This is a genomic window from Thermodesulfovibrio sp. 3907-1M (assembly GCF_040450955.1).
Taxonomy (GTDB): Bacteria; Nitrospirota; Thermodesulfovibrionia; order Thermodesulfovibrionales; family Thermodesulfovibrionaceae; genus Thermodesulfovibrio; species Thermodesulfovibrio autotrophicus.
In genome coordinates this window covers 250,858-272,559 of the sequence record NZ_CP144373.1, presented here as the reverse complement: position 1 = coordinate 272,559, position 21,702 = coordinate 250,858, and the positions used below count along the sequence as shown (strand labels likewise).

Below are 21,702 nucleotides of genomic sequence, written 5' to 3'. Positions count from 1 at the left end.
AAAATTTATCAATGGCTTTTTAAGTATAATAAATTCTATGAAAAGAAAAATTTTAATTCTTTTGGGACCTACAGGAGTTGGAAAAACAGAAGTATCAATCAGGCTTGCTAAGCTTTTAAATGCTGAGATAATAAGCTCGGATTCAATGCAAATCTATAAATACATGGATATCGGTACTGCAAAACCTACCTTAGAGCAAAGAAAGGAAGTAGTCCATCACATGATAGACATTGTTAATCCCTGGGAGTATTTCAGCACAGGAACATATATTGAAAAAGTGAAAAAAATTATAGAAGAAATTTTTCAGAGAAATAAAATTCCATTGATTGTTGGTGGTACAGGGCTTTATCTGAGAGCCATGACAGAAGGAATTTTTGAAGGTCCTGAAGCTGACTGGAGTTTAAGAAAACAACTCCTGAAAGAAGAAAAAACTCAACCTGGCAAACTTTACGGGCTCCTGAAGAAAGTTGACCCTGATTATGCGAAAAAAATTAATCCCGCTGATTTAAGAAGAACAATCAGGGCACTGGAAGTGTTTTTTAAAGAGCAAAAAAATATTACTGAGTTTCATGTAAAACTTACAAAACCTCTGCCCTATGATTTTATAAAAATCGGACTTACAAGAAACAGAAAACAACTATATAGCTTGATTGAAAAAAGAGTTGATGAAATGATTAAAAAAGGACTAATTGAAGAAGTAAGAAATGTTTTAAACCTGATAAAGAAAAATGCAGCTGGAGACTTCCCATTACCGGCATTACAGGCAATAGGTTACAAGGAGATAGCTGGCTGTCTTGCTGATTTATACAGCCTTGAGGAAGCAGTTAGGCTTATAAAAAAAAGAACAAAAATGTATGCAAAGAGGCAGTTTACATGGTTTAAAAAAGAAAAAGATATAATGTGGTTTGATATAACAGAAATTCACGATCCTCAAGTGATTGCAGAAAAAATTTTTCAATTTTTAGTATAATATTTTTGTGAAGCTGATTAGAATATTAATATTTATCGGACTCCTTATACTGCCATTGAATTTACATGGAGAAGTTTTACTCAATCAATGCAATGTAGCTGATATTAAGGGTTCATTTAATTTGATTATCTACTCAAATTCCTTCATCAATGACCCTGAAACCTTCTTGGTTCTTGATAAAGTGGATGATATGGTTAAAATAGTTCCCTATGCTTCAGAGTTTAAATACAGAACAATGGAAAATCTCACCGAAAAAGAAGCTTTGAAAATAGCTGAGGAAATTTTAAAAAGTGCTTATGTGAGTTCTATAAAATGCTCTGCCATATCAGTTGGAGGAAATCTTGCAGGTTATGAATTAAAACCAATTTATTTTCCCTGGGTATTTGGAATCCTCGAGCCAGTTGAAACAGTTTATAAAAAGGAAGGAGATTCTATTTTTATTTTTATAAGACTTAATCCATATGTAGAAAGACAGCTCTATTTCGGAGGAGACTCAGATAAGGAAAATTAAACTCTAACAAACTCTCCGCTTTTACCTCCAGCTTTGTAAACAAGCTTTATATCTCCAATTATCATCTCTTTGTCAACTGCTTTACACATATCATATACTGTAAGCGCTGCTAAAGAGGTTGCAACCATTGCCTCCATCTCAACTCCTGTTTGCGATGTTGTTTTTACAGTGGTTTTTATTTTTACCTGAGAGTTTTCTTCATCAGGTTCAAAATCAATCTCAACAGAGGTAATTGGAAGTGGATGACAGAGCGGAATAAGATGGGGAGTCATCTTTGCAGCCATAATTCCAGCAAGACGGGCAACCTGAAAAACATCACCTTTTGCAATTTCCCTATTTAAAATCATTTTTAAGGTTTCAGGCTTCATCTTTACAATGCCTTCAGTGATAGCAATTCTCTCTGTTACAGGTTTTCCTGTAACATCAACCATCCTTGCCTGTCCTTTTTCATCAAAATGAGTAAGGCTCATCGTTCCTGCTCTGATGGCCTTATAAGTATTTCATTTATACTGACATGCTCGGGCTGGGTTACAACATAGTATATAGCCTCTGCAATGTCATGAGCTTTTAGTGCTCTCATTGCTCCTCTGCTTTTTATCCATTCTTCTGGCATATTTTCACCCCACTGAGTTGCAACAACACCTGGCTCTATTACTGTAACACGAATGTTGTATTTTATCAACTCCTTACGAATTGATTCAGAAAAACCTATAACAGCCCATTTCGTAGCACAGTAAACAGACCACCCCGGAATTCCAACTCTTCCAGCTACTGATGAAATATTCACAATATGACCACTTCTCTGAGGAATCATCATTTTTACAGCTAAATGGGTGCAATGAATAAGCCCTGTAAGATTCAGGTCTATAACTTCTTTCCATTCATCCGGTGAACCGTTTTCAATGTAGTTAAAAATTCCCCTTCCAGCATTGTTAATCAGAATATCAAGTCTCTGAAAAGAATCTTTCAACACCTCAAACGCTCTTTCAACTTCTTCAGGTTTTGTAAGATCAGCTGAAACACTGACAACATTTGCTCCATAGGTTTTAAGTTTCTCAGTTAAATTATTCAATAACTCCCGAGACCTTGCTACTAAAACAAGATTAGCTCCCTCACGGGCGAATTTCTCAGCAGTTGCCAAACCTATGCCTTTTGATGCACCTGTTATGAGTGCCACTTTTCCTTTAATGGACAACATCTGGACTACCTCCTTTCTTTTTATAAATTGGTCTCCGGAAAAACATAATAGTTAAAAGCATTGAAATCATTCCAACGCTGAGTATCCAAAAGGCTTCATTAAATGCAATTGCTTGTGCCTGTCTAATAAGTTCCTTATAAATTGCTCCTTCAGGCGGTAGTAGTGCTCTTGGCTGCAGATACTCATTCAATTTTTCAATAGCTATTTGATAGGGAATATCATAGGGAGTGAGATTTTCTATAAGTCTAAACTGATGAAACTGAGCTCTCTGAGAAACAATTGTTGTAACTATTGCTGTGCCTACAGAACCTCCTATGTTTCTTATAACACCGTTCAGTGGTGTTGCATCCTGCATTTTTTCTTTTGGAATGTAAGCTACTGTCATTGCTGCCAGAGGAGTTATAACAAAAGCCATACCAAGAGCAAGAACAGCTCTTGGATACACAAAGTCCCAGAACCCTGCCTGAAGATTAAATAAACTCATAAGATGAGTTGAGTAGGCACACATAATTATTCCAAATGCAAGGGGTATCTTGGGATTTATCCTGTCAACGATTTTTCCACTTATTGGGAAAGCTATAAACTGAATAATTCCTGCAGGTCCAAGAACCAATCCTGCTAAAAATGCTGTATATCCCATTAAATTCTGAACATAGATTGGCAAAAGAATAATACTTCCGAAAAGATTGATAAAGGTAAAAAACATTACGAGATTTCCGAAAAAAAAGTTTTTATCTTTAAAAAGTCTGAAATTAACAATAGGATGTTCTGCTCGCTTTAGCTCCCACCATAAAAGAGCTATAAGACTTACAATACTTACCACAAATAGAGTGATTATAAATTTTGATTCAAACCAGTCTTCTCTTTCGCCTTTATCAAGCATTACCTGAAGACATCCAATGCCCAATGCTAAAAAAATAATCCCAGGATAATCAATTTTCAGTTTTTCTTTCTTTTTCAAATAATGAGGGTCCTCTATAACAAGATAGGTCATCAAAATGGATATGATACCAACAGGAATGTTTATATAATAAATCCATCTCCATGAAAAATTATCAGCAATCCAGCCTCCAACAATTGGACCAAGTATTGGTGCCATTATTATTCCCATTCCATAAATTGCCATTGCTGCGCCGTATTTTTCCTTTGGAAATGTTTCAAGAAGTATACTCTGACTTAAAGGCTGAAGTCCTCCACCGCCAATTCCCTGAAGAACTCTAAACAATATTAAAGATGTAAGACTCCACGCTGTTCCACATAAAAAAGAGGAAATTGTAAAAAGAGCTATTGAAAAAATCAGATAGTTTTTTCTTCCAAAAACTCTGCTTAACCATCCAGCCATTGGAATTACAATGGCATTTGAAACAAGATAGGAAGTAATAATCCATGTTGACTCATCAACTCCAGCTGAAAGACTTCCCTGAATGTGCCTCAATGCAACATTATTTATTGTTGTATCAAGAATCTCAATAAAGGTAGGCAACATCACTGTTAAAACTATCCAGAATCGCTTCATTTGAATATTATATAAAAAATAGAGTGTAAGTTAGCAATAACTTTATTAAACCTGAAATTGTCATTAGAATTAAACTGGATTGAGCAACTTTAGCGTTTTTATGTAACACTTCTTAACCAAGGAAGACGAAAGAACCCCTCACCTTCGGCTTGGAATCAAATAGTGGAGAAACCAAGGGTATAGTTTAAGGCTCTGAAAAAACTACATTATGACCTAAAAAGTGAAATTCGTATACCCTTGTTTTTATTATGGGCGATGAGGGATTTGAACCCACGACCTCTTCCGTGTGAAGGAAGCGCTCTCCCCCTGAGCTAATCGCCCAAAACTTTTGAAATATAACAACTTTTTGAGTTCTCTGTCAACCCTTTTTTGTCAACTGTCACTGAAATCGTAACCATAGAGTTTTTGTTGGTTTGAAAAATAAGGTTTTCTATCTGTTTAATTGCTTGCTTTTTGTGTTCTACAGACAGATGACTGTAACGCATTGTTATTTTAATGTTTTTTTATGCTGGAATGACTAATTTACTTTAGCTATCAATTTGCCTGATCTTTATTTCCAATTTTTGATTATCTTATCCATATTGTAGTTGCCTATACAGACAGAACAGTCTTCTCCTTGGAGCGGTATTATACCACTCCAAGGAGAATTACTGTAGCAGTTAAAATGTCAGTTAAGCCCATAGTTGCTTTCTTAAAATCCCAATAATTTTCCGCCTTGATAAACTATAAAGGCAGTTATCCATGGCAAAATTAAGTAAATAACCAGTGTCTGTCCTAAGGTTTTCCAACCAAACTCAGCTCTTAATGTAAAGGCAAAGGTAAGGCATGGTAGATAAAGCAGAACAAAAACTAAGAATGCGTAAGCACTCAATGGACTGAATACTGTTTGAAGCTTTTCTTGAAGCTTTCCTGGTTGTTCTTCTGTTTCCCAGCTTTTTATGCCAAAACTTGAAAAAACATTATAAAAAGCATCTTCCACAGCAGAGATAAATCCAATAAAAATATCTCTTATTTCTTCACTGAAAGTAGGCTCTTCTTTTTTTTCTTCAGACTCTGGAGCATAAATCTGTGCCATTGTGCTAACAACTACTTCTTTTGCTATTACACCTGTTATTAAAGCTGAAGTAGCCTGCCAGTTACCAAATCCAAGAGGTTCAAAAACAGGGCTTACTGCTTTCCCGATTTTACCAAGATATGACTTTTCTTTCTCCACTCCATATGGTGTATTTAATAAAAACCAGAATACAATAGAAGAAGCAAAAATAAATGTTCCTGCTTTAATCAGAAAATGTCTTAGTTTCTGCCATGTGTGAATTTTTAGATCTCTCAATGTTGGAATTCTGTAAGGAGGAAGTTCCATAATAAATGGCGGAATTGGACCTTTAAGGATTGTATTTTTAAGTAAAAAGCCAGTTACAATTGCTATAACTACTCCTAATATATACAAAGACCATAGCACAGTAGCTCCATTGGCGGTGAAAAAAGCACCTATAAAGAGCACATACACTGGAAGCCTTGCACTGCATGAAAAAGGTGGACATATCATTGCAGTGAGCTTTCTGTCTCTTTGTGTTTCAAGAACTCTTGTTGCATAAATTGATGGAACATTGCATCCAAATCCGAGAATCAAAGGAATGAAAGATTTTCCATGAAGTCCTATGGAATGCATAAGTTTATCCATAACAAAAGCAGCTCTTGCCATATATCCACTTCCTTCAAGCAAAGTCATAAGAAACATTACAATTCCAATAAGAGGAACAAAAACAAGCACTGCTCCAACTCCTGCAATAACTCCTTCAGTAACCAGGGAAACAAGCCATTCTGGAGAGTTTAAAGCATTAAGCCCAAGTTTTGCCCAGTGTGTAATTGGTCCTGAAATTAATCCATCTATCCAGTCACAGAAAGGAGAAGAAAAATCAAAGGCAAACTTAAAGACAAACCACATAACAGCTAAAAATATCGGTATACCAATGTATCTGTTTAAAACTACTTTGTCTATCCTTTCTGTAATGTCTACTCTTCTGCCATTCTTTTTTTTTAAAACTTTTTCTGTAACACCATGAGCTATTCCATATCTTATTTCAGTAAGCATTGATTCAATGTCCTGCTCGTGGAATTCAAGGAAATGTGATTTTGCTCTCTGAAGGAATTCCTCATCTGCTCTAAACCCTATCTCCTTAAAAATTCTTTCATCTCCCTCAAGAAGCTTTAATGAAAGCCATCTTATCGGATAAGTATCAGTTAATTCTTTACGGGACTGTATTGCCTCTTCAATTATCTTCAATGAGTTTTCCACCTCTTCTCCGTAATTAAGTTTTGCAGGCTTGAATTTATCTGGAGCTGCAGCAATTTCCTTTAAAGCCTGAAGCAATTCATTTACTCCCTCTTTTTTTGTTGCAACAGTTGGAACTACTTTTATGCCAAGTAACTGCTCCATTGCATTTGTGTTTATCTCATAACCCTTTTTCTTTGCTTCATCATAGATATTCAGGGCAACCACCACAGGAATTCCCAGCTCAAGAAGCTGAACTGTAAAATAAAGGTTTCTTTCAAGGTTTGTGGAGTCAACAACATCAACTATGACATCTGGCCTTTCTTTTACAAGAAAATCCCTTGCAATAACCTCTTCTTGAGTATAAGGGCTAAGACTGTATGTTCCGGGAAGGTCAACGAGATTTACTTCAAGATCATCAATCTTAAATGTTGCTGTCTTTTTTTCTACTGTTACTCCAGGCCAGTTACCTACGTAAAGATGTGTTCCTGCTATTGCGTTTATAAGGGTTGATTTTCCTGAGTTTGGATTTCCTGCAACAGCAACTTTAATTGTTTTCATTGTATTACCTCCACTTCTATTTTTTCTGCTTCATGTTTTCTCAATGAAAGATGATAGTTTTTGACAACTATATCAATTGGATCGCCAAGAGGAGCAACTTTTTCAATAATTATCGGCTCTCCATCCAGAACTCCCATATCCATAAGTCTTCTTTTAATTATTCCCTTTGTTTTTATTGATAAAACCTTTACCTTCTGCCCAACTTTAACCTCACTTAGTTTCATTGAATCCTCCTTACCAGAATTTTCATTGCCATTCCTCTACCGATGGCAATTCTTGAATCATCAATTTTTAAAAGAATGGGACCTTGCCCTTGATTGCTCAATACTTCAATGACTTTACCAACAAAAATCCCTATATCTCTTAATCTGCAGTAAATAGATCTGCCTTTTCTTGCAAAATCAACAACTTCCACTTTTTCTCCATTATCCACCAATGCAAGCGGTATCATTCTAAGCCTCCTTTAAAAATTTAAATTCCATCTAACACCATAAACATGACCTGCCTTTGTGTTGTCAGACTCACGGGCAGTGTCACGAATATACTGGTAATCAAGGGTTATATCTGAGCTAAGAAATTTGTATGAAAACAGTTTAAACTTCACATAAGACTCAAATACCTGACTGTGCTTGAGCTTCTCATTCTTTGATGGAGTTTTCAGATAGGCATAGCCAACTCCTACTTCATCGTCCTTCCTACCCCATACGCTTCCATTGAGATTCAATCCCAGTGAAACCATTCTGTTGTAATCCAGCCTGGCTGAGTCATCCTGCCATCCTGCACGGAAGAATGCTCCAAGAGTGTCTTTCAGCAGTTGCTGGTCAAATGATACTCCTATTCCTTTTAATGCCTTGTATGCATCAGCATCCCAGTTTTCAAATCTTTTATTCGTTGTGTAGCCATAAATCCTGTAGTTTCCCTCACCAAGTCCTGTCTCAAGCTTGTAACCAATCTGTGCTCCTATCCAGTTGTATCTTTTCACATCCATTGTCTCGTTTTCATTTTTTGAACGCATTCCAACTACTCTCAGATGAAATTTACCAGCTTCAAACTCTGCTGCGACTCCAGCATCATAGCTTGGAAGATTTGCAAGGGGGTTGTGGACCAGAGCTTCATTCATGAACTGCTGTAATTCGTCAGCTGCATAGGCATTGTCATCAATAAAAGCTGTTGAGTCAATTATTCCTGCTGTAAGCTTGATGGATACTTCTTTTTCAATTGGAAACCTGTGAGAATACCATAACTCCTGAAGATGATCCCTTGCATGTCCATTGATGTTTCTCAAGTCTACAAATAGATCATCTGCATTTGGATTAAGAACAAAGGGATAGTTTGCGCTTTCTGAATGAAATCCACTTCCTTTTGCAAAGCTTGCCCTTAAGAAGAATTCGTCATTTTCAGTAGGCTTAAGGGATACATTAAAGTCAATCACTGCTGAGCCACGGTCTTTTGTCTTATCATTCGTGTCAGAATCTACATATCCCTTTGTCATGTGCAGCCATTGATAGACTGTAGTAGCTGAGCCAGATACTGAAAGCCAGTCTGTTACATCCGCAGCAAACACGGAAAAAGGAAAAACAAGGAAACTCAATAAAATGATTTTTAAACCTCTCATGCTAAACCTCCTTTTTGATTTAGTTTTTTTAAGTCATCAAAATATTTTCTCAATGTGCATAAACCGCAACTGTGACACATAAAGAAAGGAATTCCCTTTGCACGAGCAAAATTAATAACATCGTCCCTGATAGAGTGGGAAACCTTGTTTGTGAATACCACAATAGCATCAACCTTACCAATCTTCCTTGTTACTTCTTTGCATGGCTTTGTGAACAACTTGAGATTAATTCCTCTCTGGCTTGCTTCTTTCAAATAATGACTCTTAAGCCTGTCCATACCACCAATTAATAAAACACTCATGCTGACCTCCTTTAGATTTTATAAATAATATTTTATAGCTCTAATTTTATAAAATAAATAAACTTTTGTCAAGAGTTTTTTATTAAATTTTACAAATACAAATATCTTTTATCTATTCAAATTAATTAGAAAGAATATTTAATCAGGGGTTATCAGGCAGGAATGTTAATTGAGTTAAATATTTTTTACTTCTTTTTTATCTTCTCTGATTTCTCTATAACCGTATTGTACATCTCTTTTCTTTTATGTTTGAGCCTATCTCTTATTTCAGGATATTTTAAGGAGAGAATCTCACAGGCAAGGTAAGCTGCGTTTTCAGCTCCATTTATTCCAACTGTTGCTACAGGAACTCCAGGAGGCATCTGAACAGTTGAAAGCAAGGCATCAAAACCATTTAATGCACCAGATGCAACAGGAACTCCTATCACAGGAAGGGTTGTATGTGCTGCTATAAATCCTGCAAGATGAGCAGCCATTCCTGCAGCAGCAATTATTACTTCTATGCCTCTTTGTTCAGCCTCTTCTGCATATTTTTTTGCTCTATCAGGTGTTCTGTGAGCTGAACACACATCAATCTCAAAAGATACATCCATCTCAGACAGAACCTTAGCTGCCTTTTTCATTACATCAAAGTCACTGTCACTTCCCATTAAAATCAATACATTTGCCATTAGTAACCTCTTGCCATTGCTTCAAGACGAGCAATTCTTTCCTCAATTGGTGGATGTGTGCTGAAAAGTTTCATCAGGCTACGACCGGAAAGAGGATTTACAATGAACATATGGGCTGTTCCGGGATTTGCATCCATTGGTATTGCCTGGCTTGCATAATGTAGCTTTCTCAAGGCATTGGCAAGATAAAGAGGATTGCCTGCGATTTTTGCACCACCTTCATCTGCCGCATACTCACGAGCTCTGCTAATTGCAAGCTGAATGATCATCGCTACAATTGGAGCAATGATCATCATAAGAAGAGCAACTACTGGATGACCACCTTCATCATCATCGTGTCTTCCACCTCCAAAAATCATTGCCCATTGAGCCATCTGGGCAAGATAGGATATTGCGCCTGCGATGGTTGCTGCAATGGTGCTTATAAGAATGTCTCTGTGTTTTATGTGAGCAAGCTCATGACCTATGACTCCTTCAAGCTCCTCACGGGATAGTATTCTCATAATTCCGGTTGTCACGGCAACGACTCCGTGTTTAGGAGACCTACCTGTTGCAAAAGCATTTGGCTGTTCAGAATCAATGATATAAACCCTTGGCATTGGAAGTCCTGCTCTTTGTGAAAGCCTTCTTACGATACTGTAAAGCTCTGGAGCTTCAGCTTCTGTAACTTCTTTTGCTCCATACATGGCAAGAACGATTTTATGACTGAAAAAGTAAGCAAAGAAGTTCATGCCAAGAGCTAAAATTAAAGCAAAAGTAGCTCCCTGCTTACCACCAATGATAGAGCCAATAAAAACAAAAAATACTGCAAGAAAAACCATTAAAACCATTGTTTTCAATGTATGCATAGTAAACACCCCCTTAAATTCTTAATGTATTTACTAAAAATTTAACATTTATCAGGTCATTAAGGCAATACTCTTTTTACACCTTAAATTTCATAAAAGTTAACCTTAATTAAAGTATGGAGGAGAAAGCATCACACCTTCAACATCCTGTCATTCCGATGCTATTTAAAAAGTTCTTCCAGAACTCGTATGAACCTTTTGATTGTCCTTTTCCGGGGTAAATCTCATAAAAGGTTCTGTATTTTTCAGGCGTTATGTCAGGCATGACAACATTTGCACCTGCCTGCAGGGCTTTTATTCCCAGTTCAGGAGAGATTGTTCTCAGGGCTGTTGTTGCAGGAATGTTTGCCTTGGGAAGCAGTATTCTCATAATTGCAAGCGTTTTCAGAGTTATAAGAGGATTTCCAATCGGTGCATCTTTAAGCGGAGTTTCAGGATGGGGAATAAATGGTCCTACTCCAAGCATATCAAGTTCAAGCTCTTTCATAAGAATGATATCCTCTGCAAGGGATTCAAGAGTCTGTCCCGGCAATCCTACAATTACTCCTGAGCCTGTTTCATATCCAAGCTCTTTGAGCCATTTAAGACATTGAACTCTCTTTTCAAAAGTCGTATCAGGCTTTAATGCCTTAAAAAGCTTTTTATCTGATGTTTCAAACTTAAGCAAGTATCTATCAGCACCAGCTTCTCTAAGCATTGCGTAGTCTTTGTAACTTAACTCTCCAACTGAAAGAGTTACAGCCACGTCAAACTTTTTAATCTCCCTTACTACCTTGCTGAGTTTTTTAACACTCCAGAAAGGGTCTTCACCTGACTGTAAAACTACTGTTTTAAAGCCCGCATTTACTGCATCACAAGCAAGTTCAACTATCTCTTTTTCAGTCATGCGATAGCGTGTAAGTTTTCGGTTATCCCTTCTTATTCCGCAGAAAAGGCAGTTACACTTGCAGTAGTTTGAAAATTCAATTATTGCCCTGAGATGAACCACATCTCCATGAGTTTTTCTTCTTACATTATCAGCAACTTTAGCCAGTGTTTCAAATGAAACATCTGTAAGAAGCTGTAGAATCTGAGTTTTGTCAATCATAAATCCTTTTTTTTAATCTGCTTAGTATCTCTATCTCCTCTTTCATATCTTTTCTTGTCTCATCAATAATTGCCTGAAGATGGGGAAACGGAGAAAGTGCTCTGTGAAGAACTCCATGAATATGAGCCATTATTACGCCATAGTTGACAATCGGAACTCCTGCTTTTTTTGCCTGCATGATTCTGCTTAGCATCTCTTTACGATTAAGCATACAGGCACCACAGTGAACAATCAACTTGTATTCATTGAGAGGTTCTGGAAGCGGTCCGCCTCCTGCCTTTACATCTATCTCAAGCTCTCCACCAACCTGAGCTCTGAGCCATCTTGGAATTTTAACTCTTCCAATGTCATCTTCAACAGGATGATGGGTACATGCTTCAGAGATTAAAATCTTATCCCCTGGCTTGAGATTTTTTACAGCTGTAACTCCCTCAACAAGAGTTTGAAGGTCTCCTTTGTATCTGGCAAAGAGAATAGAAAAAGAAGTAAGTCTCACATCAGAGGGAGTATCAGCGGCAACTTTATTGTAAACTGAAGCATCGGTTACTACAAGCGAGGGCTTTCTATTGAGATAATTGAAAGCATGGATTAGTTCTCTTTCCTTTACAACCATTGCCATTGCTTCACTGTCAATTATGTCTCTGATCACAATCTGCTGGGGAAGTATCAGCCTTCCCTTTGGTGCTGCCTTGTCAACTGGAATTACGCAGATAACCACATCTCCGGGATTTATGAGGTCTCCAACAACTGTGGGCAGTGTCCAGTCCTTTGGTGCATGATTTATTAATGCCTGTTTAAGTTCGTCTATTCCATCACCTGTTAAAGCACTTACAAAAACTTTTGGCTCAGGATAATCAGATTTTTTAGCCTCTGGATAAAGGTCAATCTTGTTTATGACATAAAGCACAGAAGTTTTAGTTTCCTGAGCCCTTTTTACTACATCCTTCTCATACTCACCAAATCCCTTTTCTGGGTCAATCACAAGCAATACAAGATCTGTTTTCTCAAGAACCTCATATGATTTCTTCTTCCTCAGCTGCCCGAGTTCACCAACATCATCAATTCCTGCTGTGTCAATCAGGACAACAGGACCAAGTGGAAGTATCTCCATTGCCTTTGAAACAGGATCTGTCGTTGTTCCTGGAACATCTGAGACTATGGCAAGACTCTGCCCTGTAAGGGCATTAATAAGTGATGACTTCCCCGCATTTCTTCTTCCAAATATTGCTATGTGAAGTCTTTGACTCCTTGGTGTTGTCATGTTTTTGCCTCCTTCATTCGCTTACTGTAACCTTGCAGAGATTGACCACAGCTTCTTTTTCCTTTATCTTTTCCCACTCATTTGATACAACCGCATATCTCTCACTTAGATAAATAACCTCAGCAGGAAGAAACGACTCCTCCTTATGTCCAGCTATGTATGAGTGTCTTTTTCCCATAATCTCAACGAACCAGATGTTGGCACCGTATTTTTCTTTAACAAAATCAGCTATTTCAGAGAGTTTTTCAGTGAGTGAACCCTTCTCAGCCTTCAGCCTTTCCTCTTCAATCTTAGAAATAAAGGTCTCTTTCTCCATTCTTAATCCTCCCGTAGTATTCAAGAAGCTTGTCATAAACTTTCTCTGAAACACTCTCTTTCAGCTCTTCAAGCTCTTTCTGAATTACCTTTTCACCAGCTGTCTTAGTCTCAGGTGAGGCAAAGTCATCAAGCCATTCTCTGAATGTGAGCACTGCATTAAGTTTACAGAATACGGCTTCTTTACCAGTTCTAAGCAGACTCATAATACGCTCACCTGTTCTTCCACAACGATATCCTGCTGTGCAAAAACTGGTTATATAACCCATCTCTGCAAGCTCACGGATAACCTCATCAAGACTGCGTGGGTCTCCAATCTCAAACTGCTGACGCTCAAGCTCCTGCTCTGTGAGCCTGTCTGAGTATGCTCCAATACCAATCTTCGTTGAAGCATCTGTCTGAGTAATCATTCCAGAGGCAATAATCTCTCTTCGGATATGAGCTGGCTCACGGGCAGTAAGAATCATTCCTGTATATGGCACTGAAAGTCTTATAACTGCAATAAGCTTTTTAAAATCTTCATCGGACACCTTGTATTTTGTCTCCTGAATAAACGGTGTATTTGCAGCAGGCTCAAGTCTTGGGAAAGAGATTGTATGAGGACCGATTCCAAACTGTCTTTCAAGGTCTCTTGCATGATAAAGAAGTCCCATAACCTCAAATCTCCAGTCATAAAGCCCAAAAAGCACTCCAAGTGCTACATCGTCAACTCCTGCTTCAAGAGCTCTGTGATGACAGTAAAGTCTCCACTGATAGTTGTGTTTTATAGTTCCCTTGGGATGAAGCTTTGCATAGGTTTCATGATGATATGTCTCCTGAAACACCTGATATGTGCCTATTCCAACTTCCTTGAGCATCTTTAAATCATCAATGCTCATTGGTGCAGCATTTACATTAACCCTTCTTATCTGACCATATCCGTTTCTTGTTTTTACTCTGACTGAGTAGATTGTTTCAATTGTATCTCTTATGTATTGAGGTCCTGTTGCAGGATGCTCTCCATAAACAACAATTAGACGCTTGTGTCCAATCTCTCCTGCTAAAACCTCTGTTTCTCTCTTTATCTCCTCAAGTGTGAGAACTCTTCTTTTTATCACATGGTTGTCTCGCCTGAAGCCACAGTAAAGGCAGTTGTTCACGCATAGGTTTCCACAGTAAAGGGGAGCAAAGGTTACAACTCTGTTGTCATAGACTTTTTTCTTTATCTTTGCTGCGGTGTCAAAAATCTCCTGCCATAGTTCAGGCTCTTTTACATTGAGAAGTGCTGCTGTTTCGTCAGGCTCAAGTGTTTGAATTGAAAGAGACTTTTTAAGTATCTCCCTTATTCTTGATGGTTCTGGATCTTGATTTTTACTGAGCTTTTCCCATATCTCTTCATCATTAATGAAGTCCCTGCCATTTTCCATATATCTTGTTACTTCATCCTCTTTTATAACCATGTCCATCCATGCTTTTTCTTTTTTTGTTAATGTAGCTATCATCTTAAAAACCTCCTTTTATTTGTTTTAAGAGTGTTCAAACTTGCAAGCTCTTGAAAATCAAGAACTTGCTAGCCTTTATAATTTTCAATTGCCTCCTTCACCTTTCTCTGTATTAAAAGGCTCAGAGATTCCTCGGGGGATTGACCCCCTCGGAATGACAAATGAAAAAGAAATCCTCCCTTGGAATGATGACCATAACGTCATTACGAGCCTTCTTTTTATCATTCAAAACCCTCTCTTTATCATTCCAAACCTTCTTTTTATCATCCCGAACCTTCGCTTTGTCATTCCGAGCCTACTATACTTTGTCATTCCGAGCCTGCCAGAGGCAGGCGAGGAATCTCCTTTGTTCTCACTATTTCAGAGATTCCTCGGGTATGATGCCACCCTCTGAAGGTGAGGAATCTCCTCCTTATAATAAGGATTGCCACCGCCCGACTCCGTCGGGCTTGCAATGACAAAAAAGGGTAACCTCTGCCTTCGGCTCGGGACGAGCCCTCGGAATGACAAATAAACCCATTGTTGCTATTCTTCACAATCATTATTGTCTTCTCTATGCCTAATTCTGTAATTGCGAGACTGCGTATGCTGGCGAAGCAATCTCGCTCTTAAATACTTAATTCCGGCAAAGCCGGGTGTTGTTAATTCTTGTGGCTGAGTTATACTTTTTATTTCTTCTTCAGTGAAAAAGCCTTTTTCAATGAGAAGCTCTTCAACCCTTTTTCCTGTAGCCAGTGCTTCTTTGTAAATCTCTGCGCAGGTTTCATATCCAAGATAAGGTGAAAAGGCTGTTATAATGCAGGAGCTTTTGTCAAATAGTTCCCTACATCGTAATTCATCAACTGTTATCCCAGATACACACTTTTCTCTAAAAATTCTGCAACAGTTTTTAAGCATTTTGATTGCGCCAATAATTTCATGGGCTATAAGCGGTAAAAAGGGATTGAGCTCAAAATTTCCAAGACTGCAGGCAAAGCTTACTGCATGATCGGATGCAACCACTTTTATCCCAACCTGAGTTACCATCTCAGGGATAACAGGATTTACCTTTCCTGGCATTATTGAAGAACCAACCTGAACTGCAGGAAGTCTCAGCTCTCCAATCCCTGCCCGTGGACCTGAACTTAAAAATCTCAAATCAGAGGCAATTTTTATCAAATCAACTGCAAGAGTTTTTAAAAATCCCGAAACCTCTGAAAAAGTATCTGTATTCTGGGTTGCCTCAAATAGATTATCAGCCTTTGCAAGAGGCAGTCCTGTGAGCTCTCTCAATTTCTCCACAGCAATCTCAATATATGCCTTTGGACAGTTAAGCCCTGTTCCTGCTGCTGTTCCACCGAGATTTATCTGACGAAGTCTTTCCACTGCTTTATTAAGCCTCCACCAGTCTCTGTTTAATGCCTCTGCCCATGCAGAAAACTCCTGCCCCACTGTAACAGGAACTGCATCCTGCATCTCTGTCCTGCCTACCTTTAAAATCTTTGCATACTCCTTTTCCTTTTTCTGAAACTCTCCCTGAAGAAGAGCAACCTCCTGAGCAAGCTCTCCTGTAAGTTTTACAATGGCAGCCTTGACCGCTGTTGGGAAAACATCATTCGTTGACTGATTCATGTTTACATCTTCAAGAGGGCTAATGATGTCATATCTTCCCTTTTCAAATCCAATGTGTTCAAGGGCTCTGTTTGCAATGACTTCGTTAATATTCATGTTAATTGATGTTCCAGCACCACCAGAAAGAGCGTCAACGATAATTTCACTGTCAAGAGCACCTTGAGCAACTTCATCACAGGCTTTAAATATGGCTTTAGCTTTAGTTTCATCAAGCAGTCCTGTTTGTCTGTTTGCAAATGCACAGGCTTTCTTAACCATAGCCATTGCCCATATGAGCTCTCTATGAGGAGTCTGTCCTGTGACAGAGAAATTCCCCCTTGCCCTTAAAGCATGAATTCCATAGTAGGCATCACGAGGAACAGCAATTTCACCCAATGAGTCTTTTTCTACTCTCATGGATTCTCCTTAACCGGTATTAAAAGACTCTTTACTGTAACGCCTTTTATCATACCCAGTTTTCCTGTAAGAGAGCCTATCTTGTCTGTATTGCCTTCTACAAAAAGAGATATGAGTCCTGTATCTGTATCTTTTTGAGGGATTCCCATTCTTCCGATAATTATCTCTGAATGCTCTGAGAGGATTTTATTTACTAAGGAAGCATTCTTTTTTCTTTCACTGACTATTACTCCAACAATTCCAATCTTTTTATTCATCCTTTGACCTCAGGTTTTTCCCTCTGTCTCAGGGAAAATTAACTCTAAAGCCCTTACCTCAGGATAAAATCCCTCGGTTAAGGCAGTTATCCAAATACTACACTTCCACCTTCGAAAACCTGTTTCAGAACTAAAAGATCATTAAAAATATCTTCATCTTCTATTTCTTCCAAGACTTCTTCAATAACCTCGCTTAGTTTTCTCACATAGTCTTCGTTAAGGATAAACCAGTCATTGTATGTATCATTTATTGCATCAAAATCATAAAGAAGGTAGCTTTTTCTTGAAAGAATCCCAGCAATCTGTATCAGTCTTTCAATTGTAGCAAACCAGTATTTTCTATTTCCCAGACTATAGTAAACCACCATCTTTATCCTCTTTTAGCCCGGGACAATGCCCGGGCTAATTTTTAAACTCTTGCCTTATAATGCGTATGAAGCAGTGCTTCACTGACTTCGCTCAGAGGATGATGGGCAAACTCAGAGTAAAATCTCTTTATCATCGGATTTTCATGGGAAGCAGCCATCTTGAATTTTTCTCTGAGTATCAAATCATCTTTGTATTGTCCTGCCTGCCTTGTCTTTATAATATTAAGTCTCTGTCTTCCAACCGGGGTATCAAAAAAGTTGTTACTGATTATCTCTCCAGAGCCGAGTCTTGGAAATCCTGTAAGTAAAATAACTGATGTTAATCCTGCAAACTTTATAAATGCTCTTCTTGTTATATTACCCATTGTTCACCTCCTAATTATCTCTTTTTCATTTCTTTATTGAACCGGCAAAGGCATAAAGAAATTTTTCCCATAGACCGAGTTCAATTGGATGAACAGGCTGTCCACCACCGTTTATACATCCTCCAGGACAGGTCATTACCTCAATGAAGTGATAAGGGCTTTTACCTGCTACCACATCTTCAATCACCGGTTTAAGATGCGCGCCTTCTGGTCCTATCCCATTGACAACGCAAACTTTTATATCAATCTGCTTTGTTTTGAAAACTTTTTCGTATTCTGGTCTCAATGGCACAGGTATTGTGGCAGAAACAACAGGATGCCTGTATCCTCTTACATCCTCAAAATCCCACTGCGGACTCATTGCAGATGGCTCAAGCCCTGAAAGAACATGGAAGGCAAATCTCAATGCTGCTTCCATAACTCCACCACTAACTCCAAAAATAGTTGCACCACCTGTATATTGCATAAAATCTTTTGGCTGTCTTTCTTCAGAAAGTTTCATTGGATCAATGTTCAGTTTTTTCAAAACCTCTGCAAGGTCTCTTGTTGTAAGGACTGCATCAACATCTCTCATCCCAGATTTCTTTAAAAACTTTCCTGCAGAGTCAAACTCAGGACGGGATGCTTCAAAAATCTTTGCTGTGCATGGCATTACTCCAACGGTATAAATATTTTCGGGCTTTACTTTCCAGATTTCTTTCGCACCGTATGTTTTTGCCGTGGCTCCTGCCATCTGTTGTGGTGATTTGCATGAAGAAAGATTTGGTAATACTTTTGGATAGTAAACCTCAGCATACCTTACCCATGCAGGACAGCATGATGTAAACTGAGGAAGAGGCTTATGTTTAAACTCTTCAACTTCAAGGACTACTTTTTTGCCCCAGAGTTCAACTGGAAGTTCCTTTAGTCCTGAGTGAGCTGCAACTCTTGCAAGAAGTTCTGTTCCTTCTTCAAGAATTGTCTGGTCAGCAGCAAAGTTGTTTTCATAAATATCAAATCCTGCTTTTTTTAAAGCTGCCCAGAGCCTTCCTACTGTAAGTGTGCCAGGTTCTGCACCAAATTCCTCTGCTATTGCAACTCTTACAGCAGGTGCCACAATTGCAACAACCTTTGTTTTTTTATCCTTAAGCTTTTCAATAACATAGTCAACAAAGCTCATCTGCTCAATTGCACCAAAGGGACAGTTAAGCAAACATTGACCACAGTTAATACATCGGTCAACATCAATTGAGTGCTTCTCTCCTACAGAGCCCTTAACAGCTCCTGCAGGACATACGGTTCTACAGGTATCGCATCCAACACATGTTTCCTGATCAATTTTGATAATTCCTCTTAACTCACCTTTCCGATAGGTTCCTGTGTCTGCACTAACTCCGCCATCCCCTTTAAAAGTCTTGACTTTTCTTACCATACAACCCCCCTTGTTTTAGTTATTTTTTACCTCTTGGAGTGTAATGAGTGTGAAGCAGTTGATGAGACTTATGTCCAAGAGGTTCCTTAAGGAATTCTCTATAAATTGCCTGAATTTCTGGGTTTTCATGACTTTTCCTGATTTTAAGCTTTTTATCTCTTTCGTATATTCCTTTAATACGATTTTCTCTTTCCTCAACTGTAGTTGGAATTGGCTGCCCGCCTCCACCAATACATCCACCAGGACATGCCATGATTTCTATAAAGTGATAATCCTTAAGCTCACCTGCTCTTACCTTATCCATAAGCTGCCTTGCTGCACCGAGTGAATGAGCAACAAGAACCTTTACTGTTACTCCGTTCATATTTACGGATGCCTCTTTAATGTCCTTCATTCCTCTTACATCTTCAAAATCAAGCTTTGGAAGGGTTTTCCCTGTAACAACCTCATAGGCTGTTCTCAATGCTGCTTCCATAACTCCACCCGTTGCACCAAATATCTGAGCTGCACCTGTTCCCTCACCCATTATTGGATCATAGGGTTCATCGGGCAAACTGGCAAAATCAATTCCTGCCTCACGAATCATCCTTATAAGCTCTCTAGATGTAAGCACTACATCCACGTCTCTCGTAATATTTGGATTGTTCCAGTATTTAGAAGCTGCATTCATCTCTGGACGAGCTGCCTCATATTTCTTTGCTGTGCATGGCATGACAGATACAACAAAGATGTCTTCAGGATTTATCCCTTTTTTCTCAGCATAATAGGTTTTTGCAATAGGTCCAAGCATCTGCTGAGGTGATTTGCATGTTGAAACATGGGGAATCAGATCTGGATAAAACTCTTCAATAAACTTTATCCATCCAGGTGAGCAGGATGTAAACTGTGGCAAAACACCGCCATTTTTGATTCTGTGAATAAGCTCATATCCTTCTTCCATTATTGTCAGGTCTGCTGACCAGTTTGTATCAAAAACAGCATCAAATCCAAGTCTTTTAAGTGCAGCAACCATTTTCCCTGTAATGTCAGTTCCGACAGGAAGTCCAAAGGCTTCACCTATTGTCACATGAGTTGCAGGTGCAGTCTGAACAACCACATGTTTTTTAGGATCAGCAATTGCTTCCCATACTTTCCATGTGTCATCCTTTTCAACGATTGCAGCAGTCGGACATACAAGAGCACACTGACCGCAGGCAACGCATTGAGTCTCGATGAGAGGCAGTCCGCCTTTTGGTCTTACAACCGCATCAAAGCCGTTTCCATAAAGTTCAAGGGCATCAACTGTTTGAAGAACCTTACAGGCAGTAATACATCGCTGACAGACAATACATTTATTCGGATTTCTCACAATAGAAGGAGATGAATCATCTATAGGAAAATCTTTTTTCTCTCCCTGAGGTCTTATCTGTCTAACATTGAGCTCTGCACAGATTGCTTGCAGCTCACATATTCCATTTTTCGGACAAGTTGGGCAGTCAAGATGATGATCACTTAGCATCATCTCAAGATTAAGCTTTCTTGCCGCAATAACTTTTGGAGTATGTGTACGAACTACCATGCCTTCTTCAACGGGTGTATTGCAGGATGATACAAAGTCTTTTTTACCTTCCACTTCTACAACACAGACCCTGCATGCTCCAACATCATGTTTGATGTGTCTTAATCCAACATGCTCAAGAAAACAAAGAGTAGGAATTTTAACTCCTGCCTTTTCAGCAGCCTTAAGTATTGTCGTTCCCTCTGGCACTGTAACTTTTTGCCCATCAATTGTAAGTGTTACATTAGCCATGTTTATCCTCCTTCTAAATTTATTTCATCATTATCGCTTGCCAGCCAGGATTGGCTGGGATTGAATGCCCACAACTTCCTTTAATGTGTGCATCTATATCATCCTTACAGTACTGAAGAGCGAACTTTACAGCCTTACCTGCCATTTTCCCGAGATCACACTTGCTTGATGCACCAATATCCTCTGCAAAATCATAGAGAAGAGAGACTTCTCTATCTGAAATTGAGCCATCAAAAATTTTTTTGACAATTTCCTGCATTCTCTTTGTGCCGATTCTACATGGAATACACTCAGCACAGGAGTTTTGTTGAGCATAGTCAAGGAAAAACTCAATTATTTCTGCCATGCATTTATCCTCTTCCCAGAAAAGCTTTCCTGCTGAACCAACTGTGGCAACAGTTCTTGAAAGAGTTAACCAGTCAACATCAACAGGTGTTTTAATTGAAAGAGGACCGAGAGCTTTTATTTTTCCAACAAAATCCCTTGCAACCTGGGCAAATTTAAGTCCTTCTGCTCCTGAGATCCACTCAAGTCTTACCCTTTCCTTTGGAATTCCTATAATTTCAAGAAATCTTGTAAGTAAGTTGAATCTCCTGTTGGCATAATAATTTCCAGTTCTGTAATGACAGTCTCCTGGATGACAGCCAGCAACCAGAACACCATCAGCACCTGATAAAAAAGCCTTAATGATAAACTCTGGTTCAACTCTTCCTGAACAGGGAACACGAATTGCATACAAATTAGGTGGGTAACTATACCTCAAAGAACCTGCCAGATCTGCTCCTGCATAACTACACCAATTGCATAAAAAGGCAATAATCTTAGGCTCGAAGCCCTGCTCCATGGCAAAACCTCCTCAAAATTTTTAGTTATTTGCTTTCTTAGCTTTTAGCCAGC

Annotated in this window: 24 protein-coding genes, 1 tRNA gene and 1 pseudogene; 3 read left to right on the top strand and 23 right to left on the bottom strand. The window is 38.6% G+C overall.

Annotated features, from left to right (window positions below; translation table 11 throughout):
• Window positions 1-37: 37 nt before the first annotated feature.
• Entirely contained in the window at window positions 38-970 is a 933-nt protein-coding gene (gene miaA, locus V4D30_RS01490) for a tRNA (adenosine(37)-N6)-dimethylallyltransferase MiaA (protein WP_353684488.1), read from the top strand.
• A 7-nt stretch (window positions 971-977) separates the two neighbouring features.
• Entirely contained in the window at window positions 978-1,481 is a 504-nt protein-coding gene (locus V4D30_RS01485) for a hypothetical protein (protein ID WP_353684487.1), read from the top strand.
• Here the strand turns inward: V4D30_RS01485 and moaC are convergent.
• The 15 genes from moaC to hydG form a co-directional block, all read right to left on the bottom strand.
• Entirely contained in the window at window positions 1,478-1,951 is a 474-nt protein-coding gene (moaC, locus tag V4D30_RS01480) for a cyclic pyranopterin monophosphate synthase MoaC (protein ID WP_353684486.1), read from the bottom strand. The two genes, V4D30_RS01485 and moaC, sit on opposite strands and share 4 nt — an antisense overlap.
• Window positions 1,948-2,679, bottom strand: a complete 732-nt coding sequence (locus tag V4D30_RS01475) for an SDR family oxidoreductase (protein WP_353684485.1) — start codon at window positions 2,677-2,679, stop codon at window positions 1,948-1,950. Before V4D30_RS01475 ends, moaC begins: the two co-directional genes overlap by 4 nt.
• Window positions 2,666-4,195: a DHA2 family efflux MFS transporter permease subunit gene (locus tag V4D30_RS01470; RefSeq protein ID WP_353684484.1), complete on the bottom strand. Its 1,530-nt coding sequence runs from the start codon at window positions 4,193-4,195 to the stop codon at window positions 2,666-2,668. The genes V4D30_RS01475 and V4D30_RS01470 overlap by 14 nt, the downstream gene beginning before the upstream one ends.
• Window positions 4,196-4,444: 249 nt before the next feature.
• Window positions 4,445-4,516, bottom strand: a tRNA-Val gene (locus V4D30_RS01465).
• A gap of 370 nt (window positions 4,517-4,886) precedes the next feature.
• A complete protein-coding gene (feoB, locus tag V4D30_RS01460) occupies window positions 4,887-7,028 on the bottom strand; it encodes a ferrous iron transport protein B (protein ID WP_353684483.1) in 2,142 nt (713 codons plus the stop codon).
• Window positions 7,025-7,252: a ferrous iron transport protein A gene (locus V4D30_RS01455; RefSeq protein WP_353684482.1), complete on the bottom strand. Its 228-nt coding sequence runs from the start codon at window positions 7,250-7,252 to the stop codon at window positions 7,025-7,027. The genes feoB and V4D30_RS01455 overlap by 4 nt, the downstream gene beginning before the upstream one ends.
• Window positions 7,249-7,479 carry a FeoA family protein gene (locus V4D30_RS01450; RefSeq protein ID WP_353684481.1) on the bottom strand — a complete coding sequence of 77 codons (231 nt, stop codon included), beginning with the start codon at window positions 7,477-7,479 and terminating at the stop codon, window positions 7,249-7,251. Before V4D30_RS01450 ends, V4D30_RS01455 begins: the two co-directional genes overlap by 4 nt.
• Before the next feature lie 12 nt (window positions 7,480-7,491).
• Entirely contained in the window at window positions 7,492-8,643 is a 1,152-nt protein-coding gene (locus V4D30_RS01445) for a carbohydrate porin (RefSeq protein WP_353684480.1), read from the bottom strand.
• Window positions 8,640-8,945, bottom strand: coding sequence for a DUF2325 domain-containing protein (locus V4D30_RS01440; RefSeq protein WP_353684479.1), 306 nt, complete (start codon window positions 8,943-8,945; stop codon window positions 8,640-8,642). The genes V4D30_RS01445 and V4D30_RS01440 overlap by 4 nt, the downstream gene beginning before the upstream one ends.
• 185 nt (window positions 8,946-9,130) lie before the next feature.
• Entirely contained in the window at window positions 9,131-9,616 is a 486-nt protein-coding gene (gene purE, locus V4D30_RS01435; RefSeq protein WP_353684478.1) for a 5-(carboxyamino)imidazole ribonucleotide mutase, read from the bottom strand.
• Window positions 9,616-10,464, bottom strand: coding sequence for a zinc metalloprotease HtpX (gene htpX, locus V4D30_RS01430; RefSeq protein WP_353684477.1), 849 nt, complete (start codon window positions 10,462-10,464; stop codon window positions 9,616-9,618). Before htpX ends, purE begins: the two co-directional genes overlap by 1 nt.
• A 139-nt stretch (window positions 10,465-10,603) precedes the next feature.
• Window positions 10,604-11,551 carry a [FeFe] hydrogenase H-cluster radical SAM maturase HydE gene (hydE, locus tag V4D30_RS01425; protein WP_353684476.1) on the bottom strand — a complete coding sequence of 316 codons (948 nt, stop codon included), beginning with the start codon at window positions 11,549-11,551 and terminating at the stop codon, window positions 10,604-10,606.
• A complete protein-coding gene (gene hydF, locus V4D30_RS01420) occupies window positions 11,544-12,812 on the bottom strand; it encodes a [FeFe] hydrogenase H-cluster maturation GTPase HydF (RefSeq protein WP_353684475.1) in 1,269 nt (422 codons plus the stop codon). The genes hydE and hydF overlap by 8 nt, the downstream gene beginning before the upstream one ends.
• 13 nt (window positions 12,813-12,825) lie before the next feature.
• Window positions 12,826-13,128, bottom strand: coding sequence for a hypothetical protein (locus tag V4D30_RS01415; RefSeq protein WP_353684474.1), 303 nt, complete (start codon window positions 13,126-13,128; stop codon window positions 12,826-12,828).
• A complete protein-coding gene (hydG, locus tag V4D30_RS01410; protein ID WP_353684473.1) occupies window positions 13,103-14,608 on the bottom strand; it encodes a [FeFe] hydrogenase H-cluster radical SAM maturase HydG in 1,506 nt (501 codons plus the stop codon). The genes V4D30_RS01415 and hydG overlap by 26 nt, the downstream gene beginning before the upstream one ends.
• Window positions 14,609-14,648: 40 nt before the next feature.
• On the opposite strand from hydG, the gene V4D30_RS01405 reads away from it, so the two are divergent.
• Window positions 14,649-15,002, top strand: a complete 354-nt coding sequence (locus V4D30_RS01405) for a hypothetical protein (RefSeq protein WP_353684472.1) — start codon at window positions 14,649-14,651, stop codon at window positions 15,000-15,002.
• Between the two features lie 131 nt (window positions 15,003-15,133).
• On the opposite strand, the gene V4D30_RS01400 is transcribed toward V4D30_RS01405, so the two are convergent.
• The 8 genes and pseudogenes from V4D30_RS01400 to V4D30_RS01365 form a co-directional block, all read right to left on the bottom strand.
• Window positions 15,134-16,615: an aspartate ammonia-lyase gene (locus V4D30_RS01400; protein WP_353684471.1), complete on the bottom strand. Its 1,482-nt coding sequence runs from the start codon at window positions 16,613-16,615 to the stop codon at window positions 15,134-15,136.
• Window positions 16,612-16,872 (bottom strand): TM1266 family iron-only hydrogenase system putative regulator, encoded by a 261-nt coding sequence (locus V4D30_RS01395; RefSeq protein ID WP_353684470.1) that lies wholly within the window; start codon window positions 16,870-16,872, stop codon window positions 16,612-16,614. The genes V4D30_RS01400 and V4D30_RS01395 overlap by 4 nt, the downstream gene beginning before the upstream one ends.
• 86 nt (window positions 16,873-16,958) lie before the next feature.
• Entirely contained in the window at window positions 16,959-17,240 is a 282-nt protein-coding gene (locus V4D30_RS01390; RefSeq protein ID WP_353684469.1) for a hypothetical protein, read from the bottom strand.
• A 41-nt stretch (window positions 17,241-17,281) separates the two neighbouring features.
• On the bottom strand, window positions 17,282-17,605 hold the full coding sequence (locus V4D30_RS01385) for an iron hydrogenase small subunit (RefSeq protein WP_353684468.1): 324 nt from the start codon (window positions 17,603-17,605) through the stop codon (window positions 17,282-17,284).
• A 25-nt stretch (window positions 17,606-17,630) separates the two neighbouring features.
• The gene (locus tag V4D30_RS01380) at window positions 17,631-19,016 is read right to left on the bottom strand and encodes a [Fe-Fe] hydrogenase large subunit C-terminal domain-containing protein (RefSeq protein ID WP_353684467.1); all 1,386 of its coding nucleotides are present in this window, start codon (window positions 19,014-19,016) and stop codon (window positions 17,631-17,633) included.
• Between the two features lie 19 nt (window positions 19,017-19,035).
• Window positions 19,036-20,805, bottom strand: a complete 1,770-nt coding sequence (locus V4D30_RS01375) for an NADH-dependent [FeFe] hydrogenase, group A6 (RefSeq protein ID WP_353684466.1) — start codon at window positions 20,803-20,805, stop codon at window positions 19,036-19,038.
• Between the two features lie 19 nt (window positions 20,806-20,824).
• Window positions 20,825-21,151 (bottom strand): NADH-ubiquinone oxidoreductase-F iron-sulfur binding region domain-containing protein, encoded by a 327-nt coding sequence (locus tag V4D30_RS01370; RefSeq protein WP_353685147.1) that lies wholly within the window; start codon window positions 21,149-21,151, stop codon window positions 20,825-20,827.
• A gap of 90 nt (window positions 21,152-21,241) precedes the next feature.
• Window positions 21,242-21,649 (bottom strand): annotated as a pseudogene (locus tag V4D30_RS01365) (hydrogenase iron-sulfur subunit); the annotation flags it as partial.
• Window positions 21,650-21,702: the final 53 nt, after the last annotated feature.